The sequence below is a fragment of the Mucilaginibacter sp. R-33 genome (genome assembly GCF_049949235.1).
In the GTDB taxonomy this organism is placed as follows: Bacteria; Bacteroidota; Bacteroidia; order Sphingobacteriales; family Sphingobacteriaceae; genus Mucilaginibacter.
Genome location: NZ_CP188089.1, coordinates 6176453 through 6197304, shown reverse-complemented (window position 1 = coordinate 6197304; position 20852 = coordinate 6176453). Strand labels below are relative to the sequence as shown.

Annotated in this window: 21 protein-coding genes; all 21 read left to right on the top strand. The window is 41.2% G+C overall.

Annotation, left to right across the window (positions count from 1 at the left end; translation table 11 throughout):
- Positions 1 to 4 precede the first annotated feature (4 nt).
- Positions 5 to 1003, top strand: a complete 999-nt coding sequence (locus tag ACP26M_RS25825) for a glycosyltransferase family 9 protein (RefSeq protein WP_426584521.1) — start codon at positions 5 to 7, stop codon at positions 1001 to 1003.
- A 22-nt stretch (positions 1004 to 1025) separates the two neighbouring features.
- Positions 1026 to 2414 carry an MBOAT family O-acyltransferase gene (locus ACP26M_RS25820; protein WP_426584519.1) on the top strand — a complete coding sequence of 463 codons (1389 nt, stop codon included), beginning with the start codon at positions 1026 to 1028 and terminating at the stop codon, positions 2412 to 2414.
- Positions 2414 to 3526, top strand: coding sequence for a hypothetical protein (locus ACP26M_RS25815; protein ID WP_426584517.1), 1113 nt, complete (start codon positions 2414 to 2416; stop codon positions 3524 to 3526). Before ACP26M_RS25820 ends, ACP26M_RS25815 begins: the two co-directional genes overlap by 1 nt.
- 20 nt (positions 3527 to 3546) lie before the next feature.
- Positions 3547 to 4383 (top strand): glycosyltransferase, encoded by an 837-nt coding sequence (locus tag ACP26M_RS25810; protein WP_426584515.1) that lies wholly within the window; start codon positions 3547 to 3549, stop codon positions 4381 to 4383.
- 1 nt (position 4384) lies between these two features.
- Positions 4385 to 5329 carry a glycosyltransferase family 9 protein gene (locus ACP26M_RS25805; RefSeq protein WP_426584513.1) on the top strand — a complete coding sequence of 315 codons (945 nt, stop codon included), beginning with the start codon at positions 4385 to 4387 and terminating at the stop codon, positions 5327 to 5329.
- Complete coding sequence (locus tag ACP26M_RS25800; protein WP_426584511.1) at positions 5322 to 6248, top strand: glycosyltransferase; 927 nt, start codon at positions 5322 to 5324, stop codon at positions 6246 to 6248. Before ACP26M_RS25805 ends, ACP26M_RS25800 begins: the two co-directional genes overlap by 8 nt.
- Complete coding sequence (locus tag ACP26M_RS25795) at positions 6238 to 7092, top strand: hypothetical protein (RefSeq protein ID WP_426584509.1); 855 nt, start codon at positions 6238 to 6240, stop codon at positions 7090 to 7092. The genes ACP26M_RS25800 and ACP26M_RS25795 overlap by 11 nt, the downstream gene beginning before the upstream one ends.
- A 102-nt stretch (positions 7093 to 7194) precedes the next feature.
- Positions 7195 to 8019 carry a hypothetical protein gene (locus tag ACP26M_RS25790; RefSeq protein WP_426584507.1) on the top strand — a complete coding sequence of 275 codons (825 nt, stop codon included), beginning with the start codon at positions 7195 to 7197 and terminating at the stop codon, positions 8017 to 8019.
- A 120-nt stretch (positions 8020 to 8139) separates the two neighbouring features.
- On the top strand, positions 8140 to 8955 hold the full coding sequence (locus ACP26M_RS25785; RefSeq protein WP_426584505.1) for a hypothetical protein: 816 nt from the start codon (positions 8140 to 8142) through the stop codon (positions 8953 to 8955).
- 11 nt (positions 8956 to 8966) lie between these two features.
- Positions 8967 to 9887: a glycosyltransferase family 2 protein gene (locus tag ACP26M_RS25780; protein ID WP_426584503.1), complete on the top strand. Its 921-nt coding sequence runs from the start codon at positions 8967 to 8969 to the stop codon at positions 9885 to 9887.
- A gap of 7 nt (positions 9888 to 9894) precedes the next feature.
- Positions 9895 to 11055 (top strand): glycosyltransferase family protein, encoded by a 1161-nt coding sequence (locus ACP26M_RS25775; RefSeq protein WP_426584501.1) that lies wholly within the window; start codon positions 9895 to 9897, stop codon positions 11053 to 11055.
- Between the two features lie 36 nt (positions 11056 to 11091).
- Positions 11092 to 12120: a glycosyltransferase family 4 protein gene (locus ACP26M_RS25770; RefSeq protein WP_426584499.1), complete on the top strand. Its 1029-nt coding sequence runs from the start codon at positions 11092 to 11094 to the stop codon at positions 12118 to 12120.
- On the top strand, positions 12117 to 13334 hold the full coding sequence (locus ACP26M_RS25765; RefSeq protein WP_426584497.1) for a hypothetical protein: 1218 nt from the start codon (positions 12117 to 12119) through the stop codon (positions 13332 to 13334). The genes ACP26M_RS25770 and ACP26M_RS25765 overlap by 4 nt, the downstream gene beginning before the upstream one ends.
- Before the next feature lie 3 nt (positions 13335 to 13337).
- Entirely contained in the window at positions 13338 to 14621 is a 1284-nt protein-coding gene (locus tag ACP26M_RS25760; RefSeq protein ID WP_426584495.1) for a glycosyltransferase, read from the top strand.
- Positions 14608 to 15498: an FkbM family methyltransferase gene (locus tag ACP26M_RS25755; protein WP_426584493.1), complete on the top strand. Its 891-nt coding sequence runs from the start codon at positions 14608 to 14610 to the stop codon at positions 15496 to 15498. Before ACP26M_RS25760 ends, ACP26M_RS25755 begins: the two co-directional genes overlap by 14 nt.
- On the top strand, positions 15499 to 16653 hold the full coding sequence (locus tag ACP26M_RS25750) for a glycosyltransferase family 4 protein (protein ID WP_426584491.1): 1155 nt from the start codon (positions 15499 to 15501) through the stop codon (positions 16651 to 16653).
- A gap of 102 nt (positions 16654 to 16755) precedes the next feature.
- The gene (locus ACP26M_RS25745) at positions 16756 to 18165 is read left to right on the top strand and encodes an exosortase Y-associated Wzy-like protein (RefSeq protein ID WP_426584489.1); all 1410 of its coding nucleotides are present in this window, start codon (positions 16756 to 16758) and stop codon (positions 18163 to 18165) included.
- A gap of 81 nt (positions 18166 to 18246) precedes the next feature.
- A complete protein-coding gene (locus tag ACP26M_RS25740; RefSeq protein WP_426584487.1) occupies positions 18247 to 18870 on the top strand; it encodes a class I SAM-dependent methyltransferase in 624 nt (207 codons plus the stop codon).
- A complete protein-coding gene (locus ACP26M_RS25735; protein WP_426584485.1) occupies positions 18867 to 19730 on the top strand; it encodes a glycosyltransferase family 2 protein in 864 nt (287 codons plus the stop codon). Before ACP26M_RS25740 ends, ACP26M_RS25735 begins: the two co-directional genes overlap by 4 nt.
- Positions 19727 to 20293, top strand: coding sequence for an exosortase Y (gene xrtY / locus ACP26M_RS25730; protein ID WP_426584483.1), 567 nt, complete (start codon positions 19727 to 19729; stop codon positions 20291 to 20293). The genes ACP26M_RS25735 and xrtY overlap by 4 nt, the downstream gene beginning before the upstream one ends.
- Positions 20259 to 20831 (top strand): WcaF family extracellular polysaccharide biosynthesis acetyltransferase, encoded by a 573-nt coding sequence (locus tag ACP26M_RS25725; protein ID WP_426584481.1) that lies wholly within the window; start codon positions 20259 to 20261, stop codon positions 20829 to 20831. Before xrtY ends, ACP26M_RS25725 begins: the two co-directional genes overlap by 35 nt.
- Positions 20832 to 20852: the final 21 nt, after the last annotated feature.

Genomic DNA, 20852 nt, shown 5'->3' with positions numbered 1-20852 from the left:
TAAATTGACCCTCCTTGGAAATATAGGATTTAAAGATATAGCCGAGGCATATGATAAAGACGTTATTGATGAATTTATCTGGATAACGCCCTCATTAATTTATGATATAAATGAAAAAATAAGGTTATCATTTGCCATTAAAAAAAAAGCATTTGATATCTTAATCAATCCGGTTCATTCAAGGGTTTTTCACACTGACGAGTTTATATCCCAACTTGGAGCCAAACAAAAGATTTGCAGCAGCGGCGATTATACTAATATGGAATCATTCGAAGAATTAAAACGCTCTTATAAATTTTATGACAGTATTATAGATGTGCCCGGAACTGATTATTTTGAATACCTGAGAAATCGCAAATTTATTGAAACCCTTACAGGTCAAAGAATTGACACCTCCTTAAATTTGCCAACCAAAAGTAAGCTAATCGAAAAAGGGGCTTTGCAATTGGTAATATTTCCCGGTGCGGGCCAGGAGTATAGACGATGGGGAACAAATTTATTTGCAACAGCAATTGATTCCATAATGGCAAATTCAACATTTAAAATTACTGTTACAATTGCGGGCTCATCTGCAGATTCATGCCTGGCTACTGAAATAATATCACAATCAAAAAACAAAGAAAAAATTGAAGATAAAACCGGTAAAACTAACCTTGTTGAATTAATTGAACTGATTAACAATGCAGATTTACTAATTTCAAATGATACCAGTGCTATACATATTGCTGCATGTACACAAACTACCGCAATTTGTATCTCCAATGGCAACCATTTCGGTCGTTTTGTTCCCTATCCCTTAAGCATAGCAAACAATATACACACGTTTTATCCTTCTGAAGAGTTTAACAATAAAGATAATTATGCGTTACTGAACGATTTGTACAAGTGCGGCTCCAACCTGAATATCAATAATGTCGATCCTATAATCATCAGTAATAAGGCGATATCAATTCTTAATAATGCAGCTAAATCAGGTGCTGACGTCAAAATTATTGCAAACTAAATTATATATCTGCTTTTTTTAAATGCTTTTTAACTCCCTGTTGTTCCTTGTATTTTTTGTAATTGTAACCATTACATATTATCTGCTGCCGCATAAATTAAGATGGTTGTGGCTTTTAGCCGCAAGCAGCTATTTTTACATGTACTTTAAGCCGGTATACATCCTCATCATTCTTTTCACCATTATTGTTGACTATTGTGCCGGCATCCTGATAGAAAAAGCCACAGGCAAAACCCGCAGGTTTTATCTCATTTTAAGCCTGGTCACGAATATTGGTGTACTGGCTTTTTATAAATATTTCAACTTTTTGGCCGCGAACCTGAATTTGCTATCTGACACATTCCATGGCCCGCAATTACCATTGCTTGATTTTATATTGCCCATTGGCTTATCGTTCCATACATTCCAAGCTATGAGTTATACCATTGAGGTTTACCGGGGCAATCAACCCGCCGAGCGTCACTTTGGCCTTTATGCCTTGTATGTAATGTTTTACCCGCAAATGGTAGCAGGCCCAATTGAACGGCCCCAGCATATTTTGCCTCAGTTAAACAGGGTGAACAATTTCCGAAGCAGTAACTTGATAACTGGTTTATTTTTTATGGCGATGGGCCTGTTTAAAAAAGTGGTGATTGCCGATAGACTGGGCCTTTACGTCGACCCTGTTTTCAACAATCCGCATGGTCATTCGGCACTTGAACTGCTCGTAGCTACCTATTTTTTTGCATTCCAGATTTATTGCGACTTTAGCGGGTATTCGGATATCGCCATTGGCACGGCTCTCGTTTTGGGTATCGAGCTAATGCAGAATTTTAACTTTCCCTATCTTGCCTCCAATGTTTCTGATTTTTGGAAACGCTGGCATATCTCACTTTCCACCTGGTTTCGTGATTATTTGTATATCCCGTTGGGAGGCAGCAAGATTAATTTCCGGGTAACCTGCATTAACCTGCTTATTGTATTTATGATAAGCGGCCTGTGGCATGGCGCCAACTGGAAATATCTTGTTTGGGGCCTGATTCATGGTTTACTGCTCGTTGTTTACCAGTTGTTCAACAAGTACAATATCGGCATCAAAGGCTTTACCTTCCTGAAATGGCTTTTCACCTTTAACCTGATTTGCCTTGCCTGGGTATTTTTCAGGGCCGGTACGGTAACCGATGCTTTTTATATCTTAAATAAAATATTCAGGGGCAATGGTTTTACCTATTCAGCAAGTAATCTGATGTCTGTCCATGAGCTTTGGTATTGTACTTTTATTATCATTACCCTGCTTTTAGGCGAACGTTATTTGCGAAAGGCGAAAGATTATTCAAACACCAGCAAGCTATTACTCATATGTGGTTTAGTATTTGTCTGCTACTTTTTAGGAATCTTTAACGAAGCCCAATTTATTTATTTCCAGTTTTGATGCGTAAAGTTACCGGTTTGTTCATTTTGTTTATTAGTGTTGTGTTGCTGCTTAGTTCCATGAACCAGGCGTTCATAAATAAAATAAAATTTGAAAAATATTTTGATCACCTGAATCCACAAATGATACAGGAAAACGCTTTGTACAAAGCCGCATTGGTACATTCAGATAGGTGGCGCTACGGTGACTTGTATGGTGTTTGCTATCTGCCACAGTACAAACTTGAACTCGAACCGTTTAAACAATACGGCCACAAACCCGGCAGGCAAAACACCAATAGGGTATTATACATAATAGGAGATAGCTTTTTGGCTGATAAAATACTTTCCGGCGCTTTTGATGCATTTGATAACGTGGTTTTCCTCGATCGTCGGTTCTCTTTCGGCCCGATTAAACTGGATAGTACTAAAAAAAACTACATGGTGATGGAGTTTGCCGAGCGTAACCTTAACAACTATGATATTAATAAAACCTTTGAAAACCGCTGGACAACCGACAATATTAAAAACGGTGTAAACTTCAGTAATGCGCCGCTTCCCGGAGGTATCCCGTTTGTCCCCGAATCTATCTTTGCTCGGTTAGGCAGAATCATCTTTCATAAAGACTTAAGCCGTAACCTCGAGCTCATGCTTTTTGATAACAAACTGACAACCCCGTTTAAAGAGGCAAAAGCATCATTAAATTATACGCTTTTTGATCGTATAGCAAATGAGGTAGTCATAAGCTCTGATAAAAAAAGGCTACTTTTTTATACCACCGTCGACACCAATAATATACAATCGGCCTTTAGATATAAGACTGAGCATGCCTTAGATTCTATAGTCCGCAACCTGGATATTGCACGTGATTATTATCGGGCTATTGGCTTTAAAAAAGTTTTTCTTTCAGTGATCCCCAATGCGGTATCTGTTTATGATGATAAACGAATGCCCTACAATCACTTGTTGGAAAGAGTTGAACAAAAAACTGATCTTCCTGTAATACCATTATATAAAGCTTTCAAAGCCGACAAACGCAATCTATTCTATCGCAGCGATTCGCACTGGAACCCCCAGGGCTTGGATACCTGGGTAAATGAAGCCAACAAGGTGTTAACAGCAAACCTTAATTGAAGCCATTCTTTTCCATCATTATGCCGCTGTATAACTGTGAAAGCACTTTACAGCAAGCTCTTGATAGCATCACAAGCCAATTTTTCAAAAGCTACGAGCTGGTTTTGGTTGATGGCGGCTCAAATGATAATACACAGTATATTGTCAACAATTTTAAAAAAACAGGTGAGGTTAATGTCCAGTTCATTTCTGAACCCGACAGGGGCATTTATGATGCCATGAACAAAGGAATTTATATGGCGAGCGGTCAATGGTTTTACTTTATGGGTGGCGATGACACTTTCAGCAGTTCCACAGTGTTGGGTCAGGTTTATCAGGCTATCCAAAATGAACCTGCCGATCTTGTATATGGTAATGTAACAGGTGCTACATCAAAAACAAAATATGCGGATGATACTATTAATAAGGTATTATCACGCGGCATCCATCACCAGGGCATTTTTTATAACCCCGGGATATTTAATTACACCGGTAAATACAACATAAAGTTTAAGGTGGCTGCTGACTACCATTTAACGTTGAAAGTATTTTGTAACCCCGCATTTAAAACCAAATACATCGATCTGGATATCGCGCGTTTTGGCGAGACTGGTTTAAGCTCATCAACTTATGATTATCGTTTTTTCAGTTATCATTATAAGTTTCTGTCAACCTATAAGGCCCTCGGCAAAATCAATGATAAAGCTACATGCCTGCAGCAATCAATTTACTGCTGCCTGTGGCTGGCGAAGGAAAAACAAAGCATAACTTTTGCCTGGCTCAACATTTTATACTACATAACCGGCTTAAACGGACTCAGTATCTCATTCAGGGTTAAAACTTTTTTAAGGATGATATACTGGAGCCTGAAAAAGTGAGATGATAATAAACCGAATTAAAACTATAAAATCAACGCTGTTTTACTTTTATAAATACGGTATACCATCCTATATCATTGCTTTTGGCGAATCGCTGGGCGATAATCTACTGCTCACTGTATTAAGCCGGGAGCTCTACGGGCGCAGACATAAAAATATCTGGGTAAAAAGTAACCAACAACAACTCTTTGAGCATAATCCGGATATCAAACTTATTTTACCTTTTGGGGCATTACTATCCGGTTTGCTTCTTAAAGCCTTCAACGTAAAAACTGTTTTTCCAAAATACACAGTTTATCATCCCGAAACCGACGGCGACGAAATACCCCAAAAGCATATCGTTTTAAAAATGGCTGATGATTTACAGCTCAAAGGGCAAATAAGCCTTAAGCCTGTTTTAGTTTTAACGGATAATGAACGGGAAGCAGCGAAATGGGCAAAAAACCATATCGTAGTAACAACATCCAGCTCAGCAGCATTGTACCCAATGGGTAACAAAGAATGGGACGTTAAAAAATATCAACAGGTTGTTGATTTGCTTTGTCAAACCCACAAATTCATCCAGTTAGGCTCTCAAACAGATGCGCCGCTGAAAACCGTTATCGACCTGCGCGGGAAAACTACTATCCGGCAAACAGCAGCCATATTAAGTAATGCTGCTCTTTTGGTATCGCACGTAGGATTTATGATGCATTTGGCGCGCTCAGTCGACTGCCGGTCGGTAATCATATATGGTGGGCGCGAAAGGCCAGACCAATCGGGGTATATCAGTTTTAAAAACGTATATTCTGCAGTTGAATGCTCACCATGCTGGTTACATAATACCTGTCATTACGATAAAAAGTGCATGCAAATGATTTTGCCCGGCACAGTTGAGGCGGCTGTAATAGAACAACTTGCTTTAATTAACGAACCTTTGCCTGCCGATATCTTATATAATGACTAAGTTAAGTGTAATCATCCCTACTCATAATCCGGATACGGTAAAACTGGGGCAAACACTTTCAGCCTTAAAAAGCCAATCGTTGCCTACTGGCGAATGGGAATTAATTATCATCGATAATAATTCATCAAACAAATTTGAGCAGCAACTTAACTTAAGCTGGCATCCCGCTGCTGAAGTTTTAAGGGAAACAAAACAGGGCCTCACCTATGCACGACTTAAGGGCTTTAATGAATCAACAGGTGATATCATTATAATGGTTGATGATGATAATATCCTTGAGGCCGGTTATCTTGAAAAGGCTTTGCACATATTCGAAAAAAACTCTAAAATGGGGGCTATAGGCGGAAAATCTGTACCCTTGTTTGAAACCACTCCGCCCGAATGGTTGAACGAATTTTACGGAAGCCTGGCCCTGCGCAACCTGGGCGATAAAACGCTCACCGCGATATGGAATAATCAATACCCGGCCTGTTCTCCCATTGGTGCAGGAATGGCAATAAAGCGGGAAGCGCTTACATCATATATTAAAAAAATAACATCAGGTAAAAGTAACATCAGCGACCGCACAGGTAACTCCTTAAGTTCTAGCGGTGATAATGATATGGTGATCGAGGTCCTTAAAAGCGGCTGGCAGGTTGGTTACTTTCCGGAACTGATGTTACAGCATATTATCCCAGTTCAGCGCATGCAAACAGCATATCTTGCCCGCCTGCTTAATAATACCAATAAGTCATGGGTGCAGCTGCTGCAAAGCCATGACATAAACCCCTGGCAACAGATAACAAAATCAGGGGCCGCATTTAGAAAAGCTAAAGCCTGGTTTACCTATAAAGCCTGGAAAAACGCTGCGACATATATAAAATGGCAGGGCGCCTGCGGTATGTATGACGGGCTTATAAAGAACAACCGTGATCAATAAAATAAGCAACTCACTGGCTTATCGCTTACCATTACTTTATAGGAGCTTACTTAAATATAAGCCGCTTGCTGTAGGGCAGCCCAAAGCATCATCGGCTTATACTGTACTTATGATGACCGGCAAAAGCATTATAGATATGACGCGCCTAGCCGTATATTCTATTGCAAAATATTGGGAAGAGATTCCTAAATTGATCATCGCATCCGACGGATCACTATCTCCGGAAGAAATCAAAAGTAAATTCAAGTTTTGGCCGGGTGAGCTTATTGTTAACCACTGGCAACAAAGCGCGGTATATCATCAGGACAAAAACAGGATCAATCTTTTAAACTATGCCGAGAGCCATGTGCTTGGCAAAAAATTGGCTGTGATACTTCACCAGGCCGAGATCCAACCTGTAATATGGATAGACAGTGACATACTTTTTTACGAGGATTTTAAAAAATATATTCCCCAACATAACGGGTTTGTTTGCGGCGGAAGCCAGGAGGGACACTCAACTTATGATGACCGCGTTTTGAATTTCTATGATAATAACCTCTATGATACTTATACCTTCAGTTCGGGCTTATTAATTATTTATGGACCCAGAATTTACGAAGACTTTCGGCTGGAGGAATTATTGTTTCACGTAAGTAACTATGTGCATTATTTTACCGAACAAACTATTTTTGCTCATATAGCAAGTTCATCAATTGGAATACCCTGGACAACCGAGATTATAAAAAATGATCACCAGGATAGCCAACAGATTAAACCTATGAAAAAAAAAGGCATCGTGGGCCGGCACTATACTGCAAACGTCCGACATTTATTCTGGCGCGACTCGTTGTTTAATTTATAGCTTTCCTTGTTACAACAAGTCATTAATTTTTTATACCGCAATCCGCGTTCACAATTACAAAAATTCAGGCGTTTTGGTGGCTATTTCAATTACCGAAACATAATGAACGGGCGTAGGGAGATGGAACAGCGTTCGGTTGAGTTGCCCCCCGTAGTTTCACATACCAATGGGTTGCCAATTTACTTTTTAACAGGTAAAAACTACCTGTACCAAACGCTTTACTGCATCCAATCGTTAATTAAGTCATCTGCTGCGCAATTTAAATTCATATTGGTTGATGACGGCAGTTTTAATGCTGCACTGATGGAAAGGGTAGCAAAACAGCTGCCCGGCGCACAGGTAATTACAGTGGAGCAAATCAGCGAAAACCTGCAAAACACGTTGCCCCAAGCACGTTATCCGTACCTGCATAAAAAAAGGGCAGTATATCCTCACATTAAAAAACTAACCGATGTGCACACCATTCCAGGCGATGACTGGAAACTGGTACTGGATTCGGACATGCTTTTTTGGCACGAACCCAAGGACATAATTACCTGGCTTTACGCCCCGCAACAACCTTTGCACATGATTGATTGTACAGAAGCTTATGGATATTCGCAGCAATTGATGGATCAACTGACCGGTGCACCTGTAAAACCCTTGCTTAATGTAGGGGCTATCGGTTTAAAAAGCGAGGCTGTTGACTGGAACAAGCTGGAAAACTGGGTTAAAGCACTGGAGGAGCAGGAAGGAACTTCTTACTATTTAGAGCAGGCGTTATCGGCCATGATGATAGCCGACACTGATGCTGCTGTTTTAAAAGCCGGAGATTATATTGTTAACCCCGGCCCGGATCAGATAAAAAACAAAACAGGCATCCTTCATCACTATGTAGACCTTTCAAAAGAAGGTTATCTTAAACAAGCCTGGAAACATTTTTTATAGCCCGTGTCATTAGGTAAAATAGCATACAAGTATTTTTTTAAACCAACCTTTTCGATAAGGTATCATATCAGTCATTTTGGGCTAAAGGGCTGGCTGAATATGCATCGGCGCGAGAAGCAAATGAAAAAAGCTGCCTTAAAGTTACCGCCGCTTAATCTGTCAAAACACAAAATCCTGAACGTAAGTTTCCTCACAGGGGCAAACTACTGGCACCAAACCATTTTTTGTGCTTACACACTTGCTCGCTTTTCGGATGGCGAGATAGGGATCAGGTTATATTCAGACGGAACACTTACCGACGGGCATATCGGTTTTATCAACCATGTATTGCCAGGTATTGAAACCATATCAGAGCAACAGGTGTTACAACATCTCAACCTTGTTTTACCACAACACACATTTCCAACGTTACGGCATTTGCGTAACTGGCATCCGTTTTTTCGCCGGTTGATTGATATTCATACTTCACCCTCATGGACAATCCACATGGATAGCGATATGATTTTTTTCGGCAAACCTGTTCAAATCATGGAGGCCTATCAACACAAAACGGCGGTTTACATGAAAGAGCAGCTGGCAGACTCCTATTTTGTAGACAGCGAGGATGTGTTGCGTGATAAATATGGTATTAACTGTATTAAAAAAGTAAACGGCGGCATTGTTGCTTATGACAATAACAAGGTTGACTATGCCGATCTTGAAGAAAAAGCCAAACTGTTGCTGTTGCATTATCCTAATGCAGGCCCGGCACAAGTTGAACAAACACTCATGAGTTATGTGTTGTATCATCAAACCGCCGTGGCACTTGATGAAAAATTATACTGCATCTTTTACGACGACAAGCCCAACCTTGACAGGCCCGATGTAGTTCGCCATTATATTTTCAAAGCCAAACTGCCCTATTTTACTTCAGAGTGGAAAAAAGCAATCCTTTAGTTTCTGTTTGCATGCCGGCATATAACGCGGGCAAATATATTGCCGAAGCCGTTCGGTCTATAGCCGAACAAACCTACACTAATTGGGAGCTTATTATTGTTAACGATGGTTCTACAGATGATACATCCTTTGTACTCAAGCAACTTACAAATCCCCGCATCGGCATTTACCACCAGGAAAACAACGGGCAATGCGCGGCTGCGAATAAAGCCTTCAGCCTTTCAAAAGGCAGGCTTATTAAGTTTATGGATGCTGATGATGTTATCTCGCCCGGTTATATTGCAGAACAGGTTAAACGGATTGGAGATAATGATGATGTAGTAGCTTCAGCTGCCTGGGGCCGTTTTTATCACAATGACGTTAGCACCTTTAAAGTAAATGAAGATCTCATTAGGGGGGATTGTAAACCCATTGACTGGCTGGTATCGTCCATGGATGGCAAACAAGCCATGATGCAATGCGCTCTGTGGCTAATTCCAAGGGCCGTGCTTGAAAAATCGGGTTTATGGGACGAACGGTTAAGCCTTGTAAATGATTTTGAATTTATTACACGCGTGTTGTTACAAGCAAGTGAGATTCGCTTTGCTCAAAACGCCGTGTTGCATTACCGGAGCGGTATAAGCAATTCGTTGTCTGCGTTAACTTCCAGGCCAGGAATTGAGTCGGCCTTTACTTCTATTTATGAAGGTACAACATACATGCTTAAGCATGAAAATAGCCCAAGAGTAAGAACTGCCGTTGCCGATTGCCTGCAAAACTTTGTTTATGCGTATTATCCTCATTATCCCGATATTATAAACAAAGCCCAACAACGTATTGATGAGTTAGGCGGTTCAGCAGCTAAATATCCGGCAGGCGGTTACACAAAAATGCTAAACCGGATTATCGGCTGGAAATTAACACAAAAATTTAAAGCCTTACTTGGCCGATAGTTTTTCCATGCGCATACTTCTTTCATTTTTACAGGATCAAGTAAGCAAGCCCCACCCCGTGCCCTCCTACCGTTTTTGGCAGCATTACATTAAAAACGGTATTGCTGAGGCAGGGATGAGCTATATTGAAGTACCGGAGGTTGACTGGGCCGAAGGACTGGTTTATGAGGAAGGTTCGGTTGCTTTGCAAAACTGGCAGGAACGGAGCTGGCAGGCAACAATCAATTATATCAAAGTCAACCGGCAAAATATAGACATTTTTTTAAGCTACCTGTATCCCAAACAAATACTTGCAAAAGCAATAGAACAAATCAGGAAAATGGGCATTCCATGTGTTAATTTTTATTGCGATAGCGTGCGGGAATTTAAAACAGTACCGGCAAAGTTCAGGATCTTTGATCTGATCTGGGTGCCTGAGTATGAGGCTTTACCTCTGTACAGGAAGGCAAGGGTCAAACATATCAACTTACCGATGCCGATGTGGGTTGAACCCCAATTAAGATGTCGTACCCTGCTTCATGAAATACCAGGGGTATCATTTATCGGTTCAAAAGACATCCTGCGGGAAAACCTGTTAGGCCAGGCCATTCAAAAAGGTTTGCCGGTAAGCGTTCGTGGAGCCGGATGGTTAGCACAGAGTGCAGCTCCGGTATTTGTTCCTGGTTCTGCTTATCAAAAACTTATTAACCAGGTTAACTTTGTAAAACAGCAGGGGGTTTCCGCATTGGCAATTAAAGGTCTTCAGCAATTAAATAAACTTCCGTTTATCCCGGTTAACGACGATCATATATTCCTGAGCCCGGATTTTGATGAGTACATCAACATCACTCAACATAGTATGGTTACTTTAGGTATTAATCGGGTACCAACGTTTAAACGTACACATAATAACCCACTAACCTACTCACGCTTGCGGGATATAGAAGCGCCCATGCTTGGCGCCTGCTACCTTACCGAATATTGCGAAGGCATTGAGCAGCTTTATGATACCGAGAACGAAATTAACGTTTACCGCACGGTTGATGAACTGGTACAAAAAGGTACAGAGCTGCTCGGCAATAAAGAAAAAAGGGATAAACTAAGGATCAACGGGCAGCAAAGAGTCTTGAACGACCACGCCATTCCGTCATCGCTAAAAAAAATAAAGAAGGCCATTTTTGGCACCTAAGCTTACAGTTAGGTCGGTGTACCCAACAAATTGAAATTGAAAATAGCCGTTATAGTAAATCCGCTGATCCCTGTGCCTCCCGAGCAATACGGCGGCATCGAACGCATTGTTTTTATGCTGATCCAGGAGCTTAAAAAAAAAGGCCACGATATTACCCTGTATGCCAATGAACATTCGCAGCCGGGCTGTAAACTCATCGGTTACCGTGAATCGGCTCATTATGGCGTAAAAGATCTGGTAAAAATTAACCGGCTTACGTCAAAAATTGCTTTTCAGCATTTTGATATTGTACATACCTTCGGTCGTATGAGCAATATTGCTTTGTTGATGCTAAGCCGTATTCCAAAAATCGTATCTTACCAGTTGCCCCCTACCGTATCGCAGGTAAAAAAAGCAGTAAGCATCGCTCATAAAAGCTCGTTGCGGTTTACGGCATGTAGCAATTACATAGCCAATCAAATCAATGCGTTTGCTGATGTAACTACTATTTATAACGGTGTTGATATTAACGATTATCATTTCAACGCTAATGTTGCCGATGACGCCCCTCTTACTTTTTTAGGCCGAATTCAACAGGAAAAAGGGACAGCTATTGCCATACACACTGCAAAACAAACAAATCAAAAACTGGTGATAGCAGGTAATGTACCCAACGAGCCAATACACCAGCAATATTTTAATGAACAGGTAAAACCCCATATTGATGGCAAGCAGATCAAATACATAGGCCCGGTTAATAACAGTCAGAAAAATCACTTGCTCCGTAACTCAAAAGCTTTCCTGATGCCGGTAACCTGGGATGAGCCCTTTGGTATTGTAATGGCCGAAGCCCTGGCCTGCGGTACACCCGTTATCGGTTTTAATCGCGGCGCCATACCTGAGATAGTCATTGACGGGTCAAATGGCTTTGTATGCGCCACAGAAGCCGACATGATAACGGCGATTAACAGCATTGACTCAATCAGCAGGGCCATCTGCCGGAAGGTAGCGGAACAAAAATTTAGTGCCGGTGTACTGGCCAAACAATACGAAGAATTATACCAACTGGCACGGGACAAAGATTGAAGAACGTTACTTTTATAACTACCGGCCAGCCAACTACTAACCCTCGCCTCGTGAAGGAAGCCGAAACTTTGCACAAGCTTGGTTATAGTGTTAAAGTGATCTGCTGTTTTTACCAGCAATGGGCCCAAAAAGCCGATGAAGCTTTAACGGGCAAATATCCCGGTATGTACATTTATTGCGGTGGTGATCCGGTGATACAAAAAGCAACTTACCTTAAAACCCGCATTCGCCAAAAGTTAAGTACGCTGCTGTTTAAATATACCCGGCATTTCGATATACCTGAGAACGCTATCAGCCGCACACATACCGAAGCATTGTCTATAGCTAAAAAAATAAAAACAGATCTTTATATCGCCCATAACCTCGGCGCCTTGCCCGCAGCCATACAGGCAGCAAAACATTACAACGTAAAAGTTGGCTACGATGCGGAAGATTTGCATTCGGGACAGTTTGCATCAACTCATAATGAAGGGTACAAGCTCAATAAATACATTGAAGAAAAATACTTTCCCCATGTTGATTATTTTACTGCCGCCAGCCCGCTCATTGCAGAATTTTATCAACGCGAATACCGCTATCTAAAACCTGTTGTAATAAACAACGTGTTTCCTAAAACAGCGCTGCAAATCAGCCCTAATTATAGGGCTCACGAACCATTAAAACTGTTTTGGTTTTCGCAAACGGTAGGCCCCAAACGAGGATTGGAAGATGTAATTAAAGTCATGGCTGCTACCAATGGGCATGTTCGGTTACACTTGTTAGGCAGTAGCAATGAAACTTACAGATCTGCATTGTTGAACCTCGCCAAAGAATTTAAATTAAATGCAGATCAGCTTTGGTTTCATGAGCCTATTGGTGCAGGCGAGATTTTCGATTTCGCGAACCAGTTTGATATTGGCATAGCTACTGAAACAGGCATTCCTTTAAACAGGGACATCTGCCTTACCAATAAGATCTTTACCTATATACAATGCGGTCTGGCAATGATTGTGAGCGATACGCAGGCGCAAACGCTGTTTATGGAACAGTACCCGGATACCGGAAAATTATACAAAAAAAATAACCTGCAATCGCTAACGGATTGCATCAGCTTTTATCTTCAAAACCCGAATGCTTTATATCAGACCCGCTTACAAAATTACCATCTTGGCCAAACAGCATTAAACTGGGAAACCGAAAGCCGTACCTTTTTAAGTCTTGTTCAAAAAGTATAACAATTGAATAAAAAGCTGCTCATTATTTCACCATACTTCCCACCGGTAAATGCAGCGGATATGCAGCGTGTGAGGATGAGCCTCCCATACTTTGCAGCCTGCGGCTGGGATGCCGAAGTGGTGACCATTGATGACCAGTATGTCGACCTGGCAAAAGACGAATTGCTGTTGCAAACTCTCCCTCCGGGCATTAAAGTTCACAAAGTAAAAGCGCTCAGCAAGGCACTCACTTCAAAAATTGGATTGGGCAGTATTGCCATCCGCTCGTTATGGTATTACCGCAAAACAGTTAACCGCCTGGTTAAACACAATAAATTCGATCTCATTTATTTTTCAACCACGCAGTTCCCGGTTTGTATACTGGGGGCCTACTGGGAAAAACGCTTCGGAATCCCCTACGTCATTGACATGCAGGATCCCTGGCATTCCGATTATTATATCAAAAAACCTAAAAGTGAGCAGCCACCAAAATATTGGTTTGCCTACCGTTTAAATAAATACCTGGAGCCCATCGCCATAAAAAATGCAGCGGGGTTGATCAGCGTATCTGCCGGTTACATTGATGAACTCCAATCTCGCTATCCCGTAATTCAAAAGCTTCCGGCCGCTACTATAACCTTCGGAGCATTTGAACCCGACCTGCAAATAGCTAAAACTAACCAAAAGCTTTTTGCAGCGTTGCTTGACGACGGCTTTATCAATGTGGTATATATCGGCCGCGGCGGGAAGGACCTTCACAACGCCATTAGCCCGGTGTTCGAGGCATTACGAACCGGCTTGAATACAAATAAAAAGCAGTTTGATAAAATCAAACTCTACTTCATCGGTACCAGTTATGCCCCTGCCGGGCAGGGGATCACTACTATACTTCCTCTGGCAAAACAATATAATGTGGAAGAACATATTGTTGAAATTGCCGACCGCATCAGTTACTATCAAACTTTGTTCACACTGCAGCAGGCTAATGCGCTTTTTATACCTGGGTCAGATGATCCTAAATACACAGCATCAAAAATATTCCCCTACCTGCTCACAGAAAAGCCCGTTTTGGCCGTATTTAATGCCGCAAGCTCTGCTATACCCATCATGCAGCAGTACGGTGTAGAACACGTTTATAACTATGATGACGTTACCTCCGAAAACCTATTTATATTTTTTGAGCAATTAATTAAGGGTAATTTCCAGGCTGTTGAATATAATGCTGAAACCGTGAAAAAATATTCGGCACATGAAATGACACTGGCGCAGTGCCGGTTATTTGATAAAATTCTTTATGCACGCCATTAAACGAACTGTCGGCTTTATTTTAAAACACCCGTTGGGAAAAAAGCATCCGGCAAAAGCCTTATGGCGGTTTGCCTGGTGGCAGGTACAGTCAAGGCTTTCAAGGTCGAAGTTCATTATAAAACCTTTTGTTGGTGATGTTAAGTTTTATGCAACAAAGGGCATGAGCGGTATTACCGGTAATATATACACCGGTTTACATGAATTTAATGACATGGCCTTTCTGCTTCATTTTTTAACGCCGGACGATACCTTTTTTGACATTGGCGCGAATGTAGGTTCATATACGCTGCTGGCTTCCGGTATAGCCAAAGCCAATAGTGTTACACTTGAACCTGTTAAAGCAACTTTTGATATTTTAAATAGCAATATCGGACTTAATTATTTGCAGAACAAGGTAACGCTTATTAATGCCGGCGCCGGTGCAACAACTGGCGAAATCAGGTTTTCGGCCGATGAAGATACCGGGAACCATGTTATTACTAAATATGAGAAAGGCAAAAACACTATTATCGTACCTATAATCACTATTGATTCATTATTGGAAACATACAAACCCGCTCTTATCAAGATAGACGTGGAAGGGTTTGAGACCGAAGTGCTTAAAGGCATGGGATCTACCCTTGATTCGCCCCTGCTGAAGGCCATTATCATTGAGCTTAACGGTAGCGGCGGCCGGTACGGTTTTAGCGATCATGATATTCACAAGTTATTACTGTCAAAAGGTTTTAAGGCCGTCGCCTATGATCCTTTCAAACGCGTTTTAACCGGGTTGGATACTTTCGGAGCATATAATACTATTTACTGCAGAGACATTGAATTGATAAACTATCGCCTTAAAAATGCAAAAAGTGTTAATATAATGGGCGAGGCCATCTGAATGAAAAATTTAGCCATAGTTATCACTCATCCCATACAGTATTACGCACCGGTATTTAAGTTGCTGTATGAACGGCAAAAAATAAACGTCATGGTATTTTATACCTGGGGCGAGGGCGGTGCGCAAAAATTTGATCCAGGCTTTGGTAAAACTATCACTTGGAATCTTCCGCTTCTTGAGGGTTATCCTTATGAGTGGGTAAAAAACATTTCGGCCGATCCCGGCTCGCATCATTCAAAAGGGATCGACAATCCTGATCTTATCAGTCAAATAAATAGCTGGCAACCCGACGTCATTATGGTGTACGGCTGGTTTTACAAAAGCCATCGCAAAATCCTCAAATATTTTAAAGGCAGGGTACCTGTTATTTTCCGGGGCGATTCAACTTTACTTGATGATACAGGTGGTATCAAATCCGTATTGCGAAGCATGTTCTTAAAGCGGATCTACCGCCGTATTGATTATGCGCTGTATACCGGATCAAACAATAAGGCTTATTTTAAAAAATGTGGTTTAAAAGAAACGCAGTTGTTTTTTGCGCCTCATGCGGTAGATAACAGTCGCTTCGCTATCAACAGGACAGATGAGGCCCAAGCGTTGCGCAAACAGTTAGGAATAGCTAATGATGAAAAGCTACTGCTTTTTGCAGGCAAATTTGAAAGTAAAAAAGATCCGCTATTACTGCTTAATGTTTTTATTGACGTAAACCAGCCAGGCACCCACCTGCTGTTTGCAGGAAATGGTATTTTGGAGATAGAACTGAAAAATAAAGCAAGCCGGCATAAAAACATCCACTTTATTGATTTCCAAAACCAGCTTTATATGCCAGTGGTTTATCAGGCATGTGACATTTTTTGCCTCCCTTCAAAAGGCCCCGGTGAAACCTGGGGGCTGGCCGTAAACGAAGCTATGGTCTGTAGCAAGGCCATATTGATATCAAGCAAAGTGGGCGCGGGCACCGATCTGGTAAAAGACAAAAAAAACGGTTTGATCTTTAATGCCGGTGATAATACCGATCTTAAAAGCAAATTAAAAACATTGCTTCTACATAATAAAACCGCTTTATTTACAATGGGGCAACATTCCAAACAGATAATTGAGGAGTGGAGCTTTGTCAAACAGGTTGAAGCAATAGAACAATTGGTGTTAAGTTAATAGTATCATGTCGGAAGTCATGAGTGAGGTTTCTTTCTCCATTTATTGATAACTGACTAAAAACTAAGGCCAATTTATAAAAAACACAACATTAGTTAATAAATGCAAAACAGCAAATCGATAGAACGGTATATTGTGTTGTTTATACCATGGCTGCTGGCATTGGCATGTAAAAGTGATAATGTGTTATCCTATTTTATTGCATGGGGAGGCTCATTTTTTATATTCCTGATCACACTTACCGGTTGGGTACGTCCGATCCCCAACGACCGCCCCATGGCCGAACAGTTGATGAGACCCTTATTTATTATCCAGATAATTTTTGCGGGGTATATGTGCAGCACGTCCATCTTTTATTTTATGAATACCCTCGGCTATGAAAATTTCAAGCAAGTGTTTATTCATACGTTAAATGATAAAGATGCCCTTGGCTTAATTGCCCAATGCCAGCGCTATTATTGCCTTGGGCATGCTTCATTTGTGATGGGCATACTTATTTTCATGAATTATCCGGTAACTAAAAAATACCATATCGAAACCGAAAGGCTGGCGAATCTGCTCATGACATCGGCAATTATCAGTTTCCCGCTTTCGTTGTTATTTCTTAAGATACCTGGTCTTTCCCAATTTTATTACCAGTTTAGCTCATTGAGCTTTATTGCAGGTACATTAGCACTGGCCTTTGCCATACCACTAAAAAAAGGGGCTAATACGCTTATCTGCCTGTTATTATATGCCTTTAACTTTTACCAGGCGCTTACATCAGGGTTTAAAGAACCTATTATTATCAGCATACTGGTTTTAGGGATTTTCTTATATCCTACCTATAAAAAATTAGTAACCATTACTTTTGTACCTATCATCGTTTTATTATTTACGGTTTTACCAACATATAACCATATTTTCCGGGCCAATGCATGGAATGGAGATGCCGATAGCGACGAAGCTTCACAACTGGCCCTTGACGCAGCATTAAATAGTGATAACAGCGATGTTGACGAAACTAACTGGGATTTTTTGGTATACCGCCTAAGCGAGATCGATATGTTCACCCGCTTTGTGCAGTCGACACCTAAAAATGTGGATTTTTATGGATTGGATATTGTTAAACAATCGGCTATTGCTTTGGTGCCACGGGTCTTCTGGCCTTCCAAACCAATTACCGAAGCCATGATCATGCAGCGCGTTTATGATGCCGGGGTGGTTAACCGTAACTCTACCGTATCAGCCAAACCCGCCTACATCGTTGATGCGTATCTTTCAGGAGGTGATTGGGGGATCTTTATTTTCCTTTTCGCTTATGGCGCCCTCGCACAGCTAATAGCTGTTAAAGCCGAAAAACTTTTTGGGGGATATATATTAGGCACAGCACTTATATTTTCAGGCCTGTTTCAGATCATGTGGCGCGGCATCAGTTTTGAGTTCCTGTTCAATACCATCTTCTGGAGCTATATCAGCATGCTGCTCATTCATAAGGCATTGTTAAGTTCTAAAATTTTAAAAGAGATTTGAATTACGCAGCCGATCAATATGATTTTGACAGAGTTGCCTTAATGAAAAAATGTAAAAATATGGATCCGCAAATAACACCGCATGACCGCTTATAAAGATTACGATTATCCTGACGCAAGCCCCTGCCATGTATTTAAGGAGCTCGAGAAACCGCTTATGTCGTTATTAAATAAGGATACTAACAGCAGCATTCTCGATCTTGGCTGCGGCAACGGTCACCTGGTAAATTATTTATTGGCAAGGGGATTTAACGCTTATGGTATCGATGCATCCAAACCAGGCATTGCCATTGCCGATAAAATAAATCCCGGCAGGTTTTTCGTTCATGATCTTTCGGTTGAAGGGTTACCGGAGCCATTAAGAGCTATACAGTTTAATACCATTATATCAACTGAAGTTATTGAGCACTTGTACGACCCCCACGCGTTTATACGCCTTTGCCGGGATGTTTTAAGCGAATCAAAAGGTGAGCTCATCATCTCAACGCCTTATCATGGTTATTTAAAAAATCTGTTTTTGAGTATTTTAAATAAATGGGATAACCATATCAGCCCGCTTTGGCAGGGCGGACATATCAAATTCTGGTCGGTTAAAACGCTTACGCAAATTCTTAACGAACATGGATTTGAGGTAACGGCATTCAGGGGCTGCGGCAGGTTCCCTTATTTTTGGATGAGCATGATCATTAAAGCCAAACTCAAGTGAGCGAGAGCCTGGATATTATTATCTTAACTTTTAACGAGGAAAAGAACATTGGCGACTGCCTGCAAAGCGCGGCAGCGCTAAAAGCCAATGTCTATATTGTTGATTCAGGTTCAACGGATACCACGCTAACCATTTGCCAAGGGTATACGCAAAACATCTTCAGCCATCCGTTTGAAAATTATGCAGCCCAGCGCAACTGGGCTTTGGATAACCTGCCTTTAACAAGTACCTGGGTACTTAACCTGGATGCTGATCACCGGGTAACACCTGAGCTTGCAGCACAATTGAATAATATTTTCAACAATCCCGTAGATTCGGTAACCAACGGTTTCCTCATCAGCAGGCGTACCCTATTTATGGGCAAATGGATCAAACATGGCGGCCACTATCCAACATACCACGCCAACCTGTTCAGGCGCGGCTTCGGGCATTGCGAAGAAAAATTGTATGATCAGCATTTTAAAGTTACCGGTAAAACACAGGTACTTAAAACTGATATTATTGACGTAATAACCGATTCACTTACCAGTTTCATTGCCCGCCATAATCATTGGGCAACACTGGAGGCGCAATACCTTGTTAAACAGCAAAATGCCCCGGTTGTTGATGATAACGGCAAGCTGGTACATCCACGGTTATTTGGTAACCCTATGGAACGCCGCCGGTATATGAAAAAACGATACGAGGCGTTTCCTTTATTTGTAAGGCCCGTAATTTATTTTACCATAAGATACTTTATAAAATTGGGGTTTTTAGATGGGAAGACCGGACTGGTATTCCATTTTTTACAAGGTTTTTGGTTCAGGTTTTTGATTGATGCCAAAATTTATGAGTTACGAAAGGAGAGCAAAAAACAATGAAACAACCTGCTTTTTTAAATAACCCGGCGATACGGTTCGTGCTGTTGTTTGTATTGCTGTTTGCCATATTTTACAGCTTTAACATTTTCTTTTTCGGCATTACTAATCCCGGCGGGAATTATAACGCTTTCTTGGCCGAACACCTGAATTATATTGCGGCTTTAAGACAGGTTTTATTAGATTGCAGTGTCATGATATTAAAGTGGTTGGGCTATGCAGCTATAGATAACAACTACGAATTACTGGTTGCGGGCAAAGGAACACTGGCCATAGTTTACAGCTGCCTGGGTTTAGGATTGATCAGTTTTTTTTCCGCCTTTGTGCTGGCCTATCCGTCTCCGTTGCGATCAAAATTGATATTCCTGATTTCAGGCATTTTAGTCATCGAATTTTTAAACGTGATTCGTTTTGTTTTGCTGGCCATCTTCTGGTCGAAAAAGGCAAACCGGATAGTTGATCACCATACCATTTTTAACATACTTCTTTACATTATTATAGCGTTTAGCCTGTATATTTGGATTAAACGTAATGATAAGCTTACCGGCGCTGATGTTCAGAACTGACCTTTCAACTTATAATAATTATCCTTATCATCCGGGCGGCAACGTTTTAAAACGCATTTTGTGGTACTACTGTAATGCCATATTCTTTAAAGCAAGCATTATACCCTCAAGTACGTTCAAAGTATTTTTGCTGAAGCTATTTAGCGCCAAGGTGGGTAAAAATGTAACTGTTAAGCCTTGTGTAAACATCAAATATCCATGGAACCTGAATATCGGCGATGAAAGCTGGATAGGTGAAAATGTATGGATAGACAGTCTAGTGCTCATTCAAATCGGCGCGCATGTTTGCCTGTCGCAGGGGGCTGTGCTGTTAACGGGCAGCCACAATTACAAAAAAACATCCTTCGATTTGATAACCAAAGGCATAATTTTGGAAGACGGCGTGTGGATCTGTGCCGGGGCAATGGTAAATCCGGGCGTAACGGTAGCGTCGCACGCTGTATTGACCAGTGGTTCTATCGCTACAAAAAACATGGACGCGTACAGCATCTATCAAGGCAACCCGGCGGTAAAGATCAGAGAACGGGAAATCAGTTAAAACTTAAACATCATCTGCTTA